Raw genomic sequence first — 10297 nt, 5'->3', positions numbered from 1 at the left:
CTAGAATATCACAACAAACACCAGCAAGAAAGAAGTTGATCCCTCATTGTTTGCAGCCGTTTTCTATGATCGCCTGCCTCCACACCGCCAGCTTCTGTTCAAAACCCAATGTATAGGCCGGGCTGGTGGAAGCAAGCGTATGAAACTCAATGGTTTGGGGGAAATATCCGATGAGACGACGGTAGAAGTCGGCTGCTTTTTTTCCATTGAACAAAATCTTCGCAAGATACGCATGCTCGTCGATGAACTGCCTCAGAGGATTGGGAATCACCGCAGTATAGGCGGAATCGGCCGAGCCCTTTCTCTCAAACTGAGCAAGAACATCCCACAAGGCAATATCGTTTGACAGAAGGATTTCCCATTTCTGCTCATACGTCTCAATGGGACCATGCAATATTTCAGCCATGATCGGCCAGAACGCATTGCGTTCATGACCGTAATACTGCTGCTTGAGACTCGATACCACGCTCGGACCGGTGCCGAGAATCAGGATCGAGCTGGTCGGGGTATGGATGGGAGGAAATCCCTTCAGCATTCGAGATACTCCTTCACCCTCTCTGCAGAGGCGACCCCATCCATCGCTGCACTGACAATTCCTCCTGCATACCCAGCTCCTTCACCACAGGGGAAGAGGCCTGCATAGTCGATGTGCATCCTGCTATCGGGATCACGTGGTATTCGTACAGGACTGCTGGTTCTTGTCTCTGCTGCCAGCAACAGGGCATCGTTGGTCAAGAATCGTGAAGCCTTCCTGCCGAAGGCCTCAAATGCAAGGGCAAGCCGTTTGGAGATGAAAGCCGGGAAGAGAGCGTGCAGGTCTGCATTCACCAGTCCCGGAAGATAGGAGGATTCGCACAGGTCCTTGGAGCGTACATGCTTTACAAAATCCACCATCCGCTGTGCCGGGGCCTTGATGCTCTGACCAGCATAGGCAAAGCTGCGCCTCTCAAGGGCCTCCTGGAATTCCAGCATTCCCAAAGGACCGCTGAACTTGTCAGTGGGAAGATCCTCCGGATGCAGCTCCACCACCATGCCGCTGTTGGCAAACTCACCTTTTCGGTCCGAGGCACTCATTCCATTGACCACCTGCTGCCCCGCTTCGGTTGCTGCAGGGATGACAAAGCCGCCGGGGCACATGCAGAAGGAGTACACACCCCGACCTTCGACTTGATGGACAAACGAGTACTCGGCAGCAGGAAGGTACAAGCCCCTGCCCTCCTCCTGTTTGTATTGCATCTGGTCGATGAGATGCTGCTTATGCTCAAGCCGTACGCCCATGGCCAATGCCTTGCTCTGTACGGTGATGCCCTCGGCATATAAATACCGATACATATCACGGGCACTATGGCCGGTTGCAAGAATCACGGGACCGAAGTACACAGCACCATCAGAGGTCTGCACTCCTTCAATCACCGATCCCTTTTTCAGCAATGCCACTACTCTAGTTTGGAAATGCACCTCTCCTCCATGACGGAGAATCGTGTTCCGTATGGCCTCTATCACCTGGGGCAGCTTGTTGCTGCCGATATGAGGGTGGGCATCAAAAAGAATATCCAAGTTCGCCCCGTGCTGGCAGAGCTGGACCAAAACCTTGGACACGTCACCACGCTTGACGGCACGCGTATAGAGCTTGCCGTCACTGAATGAGCCGGCACCGCCTTCGCCGAAACTGTAATTGCTCTGGGGATCCACCAAACCGGTGCGTATCAGGCTTGCAAGGTCTTTCTTGCGTTGGTGTACGTCAGATCCCCGTTCAAGCAGGATGGGTTTGAGTCCCATCTCCAACAGCCTGAGTGAAGCAAAGAGTCCTGCAGGGCCTGCTCCTACCACAATCACAGGTTTGCCGTCTCCGACTTGCTGATACGCAACTTCTTCAAAGGGCTTCTCGTCCGGCACCGAGGAAAGCCTGACCATCAGGTCGACTACCACGGGACGGCGCCGGGCATCGATGCTGCGCCGGATGACTCGGACACTTGCGATGTCATGAATGGGAATGCCTGCTTTTTTAGCAGCAACTTGCTTCAGGGAGAAAGAATCGGCGGCCTCCCGGGGAGACAGCCTAAGGTTGATATCGATCTGCATGCATGCATTGTAACGAAGCGGCTCAAGCAGGGTCAATGAAGCACTCCTTCAAAACTTCATACTCCTCCTGCAAGTCTGCATATACTCTTTGCCAATCGATTCATCGTGTTTGAAGATGGTTCTTCATTACATTGTTTCCAAACGTTCTTCGGCATGCCTTTCATTGCGTAAGAAATCCCTTTGTGATACTGTTTGGCCCATCATGGAACACAACCTTGTTGTAGGGCAGCTGCTTGCCCTCTTGACCGCAGCCTGTTGGGCTCAGAACTCGATCATCTACCGCCACATCGGTGCAAAAGCAGGTTCTGATGCAGTAGCCCATATCAGGATGTGGATCGCCCTCCCCATGATTCTTGTACTCACCTATGCGGTTGAAGGAATCTGGTTTCCCACCTCCCTCTCGGCCCGAACCTACATCTTCCTGCTGGCCAGCGGCGCTTTCGGTTACTTTATCACCGACATGCTCCTCTTCAAGGCCTACATCCTGCTGGGAAGCAGGGAGTCGATGGTCATCATGACCCTCTCGCCGGTCGTGACCGCTTTTTTCGGCTACATCCTGTTTGACGAGCGGCTCAACCTCATTCAAATGCTCGGCATCCTGACCACCATTGCAGGAGTAGCAGTAATGGTGCTGCTTGACTCCCGCCGCAAGGTGGAGAAAGACGAGCGGGATACAAAAGTCAAAGGTTTTGTCTATGCCATTTTGGCATCGGCTTTGCAATCACTCTCGTTCCTGCTGGCCAAGTTCGCCCTTGATGAAACAGGCCCCGTCTCCACCAACCTCTTGCGCAACATTGGAGGACTGCTCTGTTTCTTTGTCTTCAACTTCCTCTACAAGCGCAATGCGGTCCAGCACTTCGCCGTGTTTAAAAACCGTCGGTATCTCATCCTTTTGATACTCGCCGCCTTTGCAGGTCCTGTGCTGGGCATGTCAAGCCAGATGAGGGCCTTCACGCTCGCTCCGGTCGGCATTGTCACCACCATCACCCAGGTCACCCCGATTCTCCTGCTCCCATTCGACCGCTTTGTTCTGCATAAACACCTCACCGCATCGAGCCTGGCAGGCACCTTCCTCTCCATCGCCGGGGTTGCAGTGCTCTTTCTGGCTGCTTGAAACAGCTTGCCTAGAGCCCGACTTTTCGCTACGCTCGAAGCATGAATGTACTCTCTCTGGAATCTGTATCCAAAACGCTGAAGGATGAACCTCTGTTTGAAGGGGTCAGCTTCGGCTTGGAAGAAGGCGACCACGTTGCCCTCATCGGCCGCAACGGACAAGGAAAATCCACCTTTCTCAAGCTCCTGGCAGGTCAAATCGTCTGTGACAGCGGAACCATCGCCATGAAGAACGGCACCGATCTGGTGATGCTCGACCAAGGAGTACAGTTCAAAGAGCACGATACCGTAGCAACCTACCTCGCCTGTGGCCAAGGTACCAGAATTGAAACCTATCGTGCATATCACCAGGCTCTTGGCGGCGGGCACAACGAAGCACTGCTGGCTCATCTCACCGAGCAGATGGAGCTCTTGGATGCTTGGAATCTTGAAAACGACTATGCATCACTGCTGGGAGAGCTGGGACTCTACGATGTGCTGGATCAACGGATGGACACCCTTTCGGGGGGAATGCAGAAAAAAGTAGCAATCGCACGGGTTTTGTGTGCAAAACCCACCATGCTCCTGCTTGATGAGCCGACCAACCACCTCGATATCCAGACCATCGAATGGCTTGAACTGTATCTGAAAAACAGCATTGCGACCATAATTCTAGTCACCCACGACCGATATTTCCTCGACTCCGTGTGCTCTGCCATCCTGGAGATGGACAGCGGCTCGATATTCCTTCATCCGGGGTCTTTCTCCTCCTACCTCGAGCGCCGCGAAGAGCGGCTGGAGCGACTCCAGAAGGAACAGGATAGGATAAAAACCGTACTCAGACGGGAGCTGGAGTGGCTCAAGCGCGGCCCGAAGGCTCGTACAGGAAAGGATAGTGGAAGAAAAGACCGCATTGAAGCCTTGCTTGCCAGTCAGAATACAAAAACCGATGAGGAGATGCGCATTTTCAATTCCCAGTCCCGCCGCATGGGCAAGAAAATCCTCGAGGCGAAACACCTGAGTAAAAGCTATGGTGGACAGGCCGTCATCCGTGATTTCTCGTTCTCGTTCTCCAAGGGAGCTCGCATTGGCGTCATAGGCCCGAATGGAAGCGGCAAATCCACACTGCTGGACCTGCTATGCGGCTACCTTGAGCCGGATGAAGGAGAATTGGACAAAGGAGTGAATACGGTTTTCGCCTACTACGACCAAGGCGGCAGGGCTTTGGTTAGCGACAAACACATCCTCGAATATGTCGAGGACATCGCCGAACAGGTGGTCCTCGGCCCCAACCAAGTGGTAAGCGCCGCCAAATTCCTTGAACTCTTCGGGTTTCCAGCCTCCATGCACCGCCAAAGCATCGCCAGCCTTTCGGGGGGCGAGCAGCGAAGATTGTACCTGGTCTCGAGATTGCTGTCCAATCCTAACTTTCTTTTGCTCGATGAACCTACGAACGACCTTGACCTACCTACGATGGAGAACCTGGAACAGTACATCCAGGACTTTGCAGGATGTGTTCTTATCGTCAGCCACGACCGAGCTTTTCTCGATCTTACCTGTGATGAGTTGTTCATCCTCGCCGATGATGGGTCGGTCACCTATGAAACCATGCGCTACAGCCAGTGGCGGGAGCGCGAGAAAGAGAAGCCTGTGAAGGCAGCCCAGGGTGAGTCCCCCCCGCCGGTGCAGAACAAGCGCAGCGAGAAAAAAGGCTTGAGCTTTAGGGAACAGAAGGAATTCGAAACCATCGAAGCCACCATCGAAACAATACAGCAGCACCTTGCAAACCTGGAAGCAAGTTTTGCTGATGCGAGACCAACACAAGAAGGAACGCTCGCCGAGCGGACAGAGAGATACCATGCACTACGGAATGAACTTGAAAATCTGGAAGAACGTTGGCTTGAGCTTGCGCAAAAGAGCTGACATTCTTCTTTTGCTATGCATTCTCGGCTTGCCAATACCAGCCTATGGGTTATCTTTGGATTCCCTCTCAATCGGGACCGGCAACGATTGGTACACCATGGGGTTGGGATATAATCAAGATGACGGATTTTCCTTCGGGTCGTCCTTGGAGGCGACGTTTGACAACAATCTCAGCTTCCAGACCTTCGTAAGAAGCTATACCGACCGCATCCAAAGCAACCGACGTTACGATGAGATCCAGATTGGTGCATCGTACCCATTCCTCTTTACTCCAACAACCACAATAGGAATTGGAGTGGCAGGGTCGGCAGGGGTTGTCCTGACCGGGAACCTGGGCTTGCAGACCATCCAGAACTGGTTTCACACCCTCATCGGTCGCGACCTGGTCACCTTGACCTATGATGAGAACCAATTCTGGGTGCATCCCTACCTTGCACTCAAAACACAGGCGGCCTACCTTGGCTCCAACACCTTGACGGGTATTGAGCTGGGAACATCCTATGCCCACCAATGGGAACTCCTGTTTGAAGCGAACGCCTTCATCTCCTATCACGGATTTCTCACCCTGCGGCTCGGGTACGTAGAGAAGTACGTAGAAGATCTTTACCCGAGCCAAAGCATCCAAGAGCAGCGTTATGAAGGTCTCAGGCTCGCCTATGTCTACGACGGCGGCTTGCTGCAGTCATCCTTCTTCTCCTTTTTGGATTCGGGAGCATCTTACGGATCGTTTAGTGTAAACGTGCTCGCCTTCAAGCAGCCAAAGACGTACAAACAGACCGATTTCACCTTTACCTCCGGAATCCTGTACAACCATGAGGGTCATCAAAACAGATTGGTTGCCTTCTCCTTCGGGTCCTTCAGTTTTGAGGTGAAGCACACCAACGGCCCCATGCTTAATCGCTGGGAGGATCAGAACGACAGGATGAACCTCGGTTCCTGGCAGCTTGGGTACCGGTGGGAGTTTGAAAGCCCGTCAGCCTTCCTCACTCCCTATGCAAAAGTATCGGCCGGGCTGCATCGTTTCAATCTGCAGCAGAACTATACCACCACCTTGGTGGAGGAAGTCAGGCCGAGCATCGGTATGGAGGTCGGCCTGCGTATTGGAACCACCTATTGGTGGGTGGTCGGCAATACAAGCTACCATCCGCGGCTTGCAGTAAGCCTCTCCTATGTGTTCAATGCTGATTCGATTACTACCGTGGAGTATTTCAAACCTCATACAGGCCCCTGGATTCTTATGGCCGGAATCGTGCTCGATATCGACCACGACCTCACTTGATCGCAAGAAACGTTTTGAGCGACTGTCCATCCAGGCCAAGGGAGAACTGCCACTTGCCGGGGCCAAAGAGATAGGCCAATTCGGCGAAGGGTTGAAACGCAACCGCCGGTCCGCCTAGAACCATGTTTGCAGTCAAGCGGGCGGCTGCCGCCCAGGCTCCTTCCCAGATCAACGTGTCCGCATTCACATACCAAGCGCTTTGGGCTGTAATTTCAAGTCCGGCTCCGGTCAATCCTCCATACGGTATGGGGGCATCGAAGAGCCCCAGCGGGAGCCGGATGGAGGTCGAGAGTCGCAGTTTGCCGCTTCCACTTTGCAGAGGCTTGAAGGAGAACAGTGCATAGTAGTTTCCCATATTCGCCGAGCTTGTTCCGATGGCATCCAAAACAAATCGCACCATGGCCGAGCTATCAAAGAGGCGCATCTGCATCCCCACCGATCCAAAGAGGATCGGAGCGTTCATCCCGCTTTGGAGCATCACACCACCGCTGGTGGCAAAGCCGGCAGGTCCGAAGAAATCCATGGTCCGGCTGTTGCGGTTTTGCCGGGTGTATCCAAGCATTGCAGAGCCGGTTGTGGTTAATCCTGTTGAGTCCCATATCAGGGATATCTTGGGTTTGATGCTCAAGCCCCGAAAATGGGAGTACCCCGTCCAGGAGAAAAGAGGGACTACGGCAGCAGCATAGGCGCTGCTCACATACAAGTCTGTGGTGATATCGTATTGGTTCAAGGCCAACCCCAGTGCAAGTGCATAGGTGGATGCATCGTATTGATAGTTTAGGTCGGCCAAGAGTTTTGCCCCCCGGATGGACCAACCGACGCTGCCGACCAGGCTGTGCCTGCGAAGCAGGCTGGTTGCATGAAACCAGATTCCCATCTGAAACTGATTTGCCTCGACGAAAGGAAACGGCAAGGCAAGGTTGAATTGCAGGTTGTCGTAATAGGGTGACGATTGATACGAGACAGTTTCAGCATACGATGCAACAGAGAGCGGATCACGGAGGGAAATCGGGCTGTCAAAAGAAGATTGAAGTACTGTTTTCTTTACTGCAAAACCTTGCGCTGTATACGTTTCATAGAAGAGCTCATCCGCCTGCACAGCTGCAGAGTACACTCCCACACTGTCGGTGTGGACAAGCTGTATGCGGCCTGTCGCACAATTGATTCGATAGAGTTCGAGTTCCTTGACAAAGAGTATCGAGTCATCTTCTTCAAAGGAAGGCGCACGTAGTTCATCGGCGGTCGGCCCCACCAGCAACAACGGCTCTTTTCCTTCCTCAAGCAGATACAGCGAGGAATTTCCACTCTCTAGTGCAAGATATGCAAGCTTCGAGCCATCCCTGTTCAATACGGGTTCCAAAAAGCTCACCCGCTCTTTTGATGCCAGCGTGATTACTTCCATGGTATCGGTTTTGACTTCTACCAAGTCATAGAAACTGCCATTGACCCGGCTGGCGACGATTCGCGATCCGTCGGAACTGATGGCAGGCTGCACCAAGCGCTGAGCCTTGGTAAGCCTTTTTGCCCTGAGTGTTGAAAGATTGAGCAGGAACAGGTCGCTGTAGCTGACTGCGGACAAGGCGAGGGAGGAAGGGTCGCTGGTATCGGCCCATAGTGAAGAAAAGACGGCAGTATCGGTTGCAAACGAGATACAAGAGCCTCCATCAAGACTCAAGTCCATAAGCTTCTCTGCTGAGCCATCAGCTGAATACCGATACAGCGCTCTTCCCTCATAGGGGCTTTGTATATACCCGACGAGGCCGATCGATGTGGGAGAGGGAAGATATCGGTCACCCTGCATCGGCTCGCCAAACAGATGCTCGGAGGATTGCTCAATCGCTTGGGCCTCTTGCAGGGCGAGCGTGAACAGCTCGTTTGCAGAGTGGCCGGTCACCTTTTTGAAAGCAGGAGAGAGACCGAAGAAAGGAAAGGCTGCAAATCGGCGGTTGATGTCTGCATATGCAGAGCTTCCATACTGGCGAACAAGGTAATCGACCATGAGGTATCCGGTGACATAGATGCGGTTGGAAGGGTTGAAAGGACCGTTGTAGGCTCCTTGTGAGAGCGACCACATGGAGTCTTGAGCCAAGGATGCCTGGTAGATTCTGGCAAACGGCAGCGAGTCTCCCCTTCCACCATGCTCAACAAAGGCTGTCTCTGCATAGGTGGTGATTCCTTCTATCCACCATCCAGGCATGAAGACGGTACTCATGGCAGTCACGCCGGGGCCGAGAAACCGCAAGAATTTCGCAGGACCAACGGGTGCTGTCAGGTGTATATAATGGGTCAGCTCATGAATAAACAGGCTTTTCAACCAGTCCTGGGTTCGAGAGCCGAGGAAACGGTCTTCAGGGCTGGTAACATAGAGGTAGACGGCAGAGGGAAAGTTTATGTAGTATCCATTCGCAAAGGCTGTATTGGACGTGATGACCACAGGAACCTTGACTGAAGGAGTATGGGCGAGAAATGGGGCAAGCTGCTCAAACACCTCGTCGGCGAACACCGATAGCTGCCGGGCATATGTCAGGTCATCCTCTTCAAAGATGATGCGCGTGTGTTCGGTCTCCATCTGTTGATAGGAGACGGCAACCAAAGAACCAGATGAAAGAAGCAAAATCAGGAGAAAAACTTTCAAACGGAACATGGGCAACTCCTTGCATTACTGTACAGCAACCTGCATCGGCAGTAAAGGAACATGTGTAAATTGGGCGCGCAGATGCTGGTCGAGCGCATTAAAAACCCCGCCTTCCAGGAAAGCGGGGGGAATGGTCTTGCAAGATTGCTTATGCGATTGGATGAATCCAACCCTCCGGGGCTTCGAGTCTTCCCATCTGGATGCCGGTGAGCGTATCGTACAACTTTTGGGTGATCGGTCCCATGTGCTCCATGCCGCTGGGCATGGTGATCACGCCTTTGCTCGTGGTAATCGAACCGATGGGAGAGATGACCGCCGCAGTGCCGCACAGTCCGCCTTCAGCAAATTCGGCGACTTCCTCCAGCGGAATCGGCCTCTCCTCGGTCTCGAGGTGAAGAATCTCCTTGGCGACATACATCAACGAACGGCGGGTGATCGATGGCAGGATCGAAGGGCTCTTGGGTGTCACCACCTTGTTGTCCTTGGTAACGAATATGAAGTTCGCCCCACCGGTCTCCTCGACGTAGGTCTGTGTTGCAGCATCGAGGTAGAGATTCTCTGCAAACCCATTCTTGTGGGCTTCGTGTCCTGCATAAAGGCTCATTGCGTAGTTCAGTCCGCCCTTGATATGTCCGGTACCGCGGGGGGCCGCCCGGTCGAATTCACTGACCTGCAGCTTCAACGGCTTGATTCCACTCTTGAAATAGGGTCCGACCGGGGTGCAGAACATCCTGAAGGTATACTCGGGGGCGGGAGCAACCCCGATGACCGGGCCGCTTCCGAAGAGAAACGGCCTGATGTAGAGGGTGGCTCCGCTGCCGTAGGGAGGCACATAGGCGAGATTGGCCTTTACCAGTTGATCCAAGGCGTCAAGAAAACGATCCTGGGGGAACGGAGGCATCAAGAGCCTGAGGGCGGTATCGGACATGCGTTGGGCATTGAGATCGGGACGAAAGGCTACAACCTTTCCATCAACGGTCGTATATACTTTGAGGCCTTCAAAACAGGTCTGTGCGTATTGTAGGACCCCTGCACTCTCGCTGATGGTTACATTGGCATCCTCTACCAGTGCCCCATCATCCCACTGGTTGTTCTTCCAGTACGAGACATACCGACTATCGGTCTTGGTGTAGGAGAAACCAAGACTGCCCCAATCAATGTTTTTCTTATTCATACGCTGTTCCTTCGGCTGAGATGCGCCTTGTGTGACTTGTATTGGGGGCTATTGTACAACTTCGTATGCATTTCGTCTATTTATATGCATAACTTTTGCATAAAAATAGACT

Annotated in this window: 7 protein-coding genes; 3 read left to right on the top strand and 4 right to left on the bottom strand. The window is 53.1% G+C overall.

Annotated elements, in window-relative coordinates; translation table 11 throughout:
• Positions 1–43 precede the first annotated feature (43 nt).
• Positions 44–535: a DNA-deoxyinosine glycosylase gene (locus B3K89_RS01980; RefSeq protein ID WP_345906999.1), complete on the bottom strand. Its 492-nt coding sequence runs from the start codon at positions 533–535 to the stop codon at positions 44–46.
• Entirely contained in the window at positions 529–2082 is a 1554-nt protein-coding gene (locus B3K89_RS01975) for an NAD(P)/FAD-dependent oxidoreductase (protein ID WP_345906998.1), read from the bottom strand. The genes B3K89_RS01980 and B3K89_RS01975 overlap by 7 nt, the downstream gene beginning before the upstream one ends.
• Positions 2083–2284: 202 nt before the next feature.
• Between B3K89_RS01975 and B3K89_RS01970 the strand changes: the two genes are divergently transcribed.
• The 3 genes from B3K89_RS01970 to B3K89_RS01960 are packed head-to-tail and all read left to right on the top strand — an operon-like array spanning position 2285 to position 6376.
• Complete coding sequence (locus tag B3K89_RS01970) at positions 2285–3196, top strand: DMT family transporter (RefSeq protein ID WP_293892693.1); 912 nt, start codon at positions 2285–2287, stop codon at positions 3194–3196.
• A 41-nt stretch (positions 3197–3237) separates the two neighbouring features.
• Positions 3238–5097: an ABC-F family ATP-binding cassette domain-containing protein gene (locus tag B3K89_RS01965; protein ID WP_293892696.1), complete on the top strand. Its 1860-nt coding sequence runs from the start codon at positions 3238–3240 to the stop codon at positions 5095–5097.
• Between the two features lie 55 nt (positions 5098–5152).
• Positions 5153–6376, top strand: a complete 1224-nt coding sequence (locus B3K89_RS01960) for a hypothetical protein (RefSeq protein ID WP_293892699.1) — start codon at positions 5153–5155, stop codon at positions 6374–6376.
• Here the strand turns inward: B3K89_RS01960 and B3K89_RS01955 are convergent.
• On the bottom strand, positions 6369–9020 hold the full coding sequence (locus B3K89_RS01955; protein ID WP_345906997.1) for a hypothetical protein: 2652 nt from the start codon (positions 9018–9020) through the stop codon (positions 6369–6371). The genes B3K89_RS01960 and B3K89_RS01955 overlap by 8 nt on opposite strands.
• Before the next feature lie 139 nt (positions 9021–9159).
• Positions 9160–10227: a branched-chain amino acid aminotransferase gene (locus B3K89_RS01950; RefSeq protein WP_293892763.1), complete on the bottom strand. Its 1068-nt coding sequence runs from the start codon at positions 10225–10227 to the stop codon at positions 9160–9162.
• Between the last annotated feature and the right edge of the window lie 70 nt (positions 10228–10297).

The sequence above is a fragment of the Sphaerochaeta sp. UBA5849 genome, assembly GCA_002432715.1.
Lineage (GTDB): Bacteria > Spirochaetota > Spirochaetia > Sphaerochaetales > Sphaerochaetaceae > Sphaerochaeta.
The sequence above is the reverse complement of the archived record's forward strand: the minus strand, read 5'-3'. Positions and strand labels throughout refer to the sequence as shown.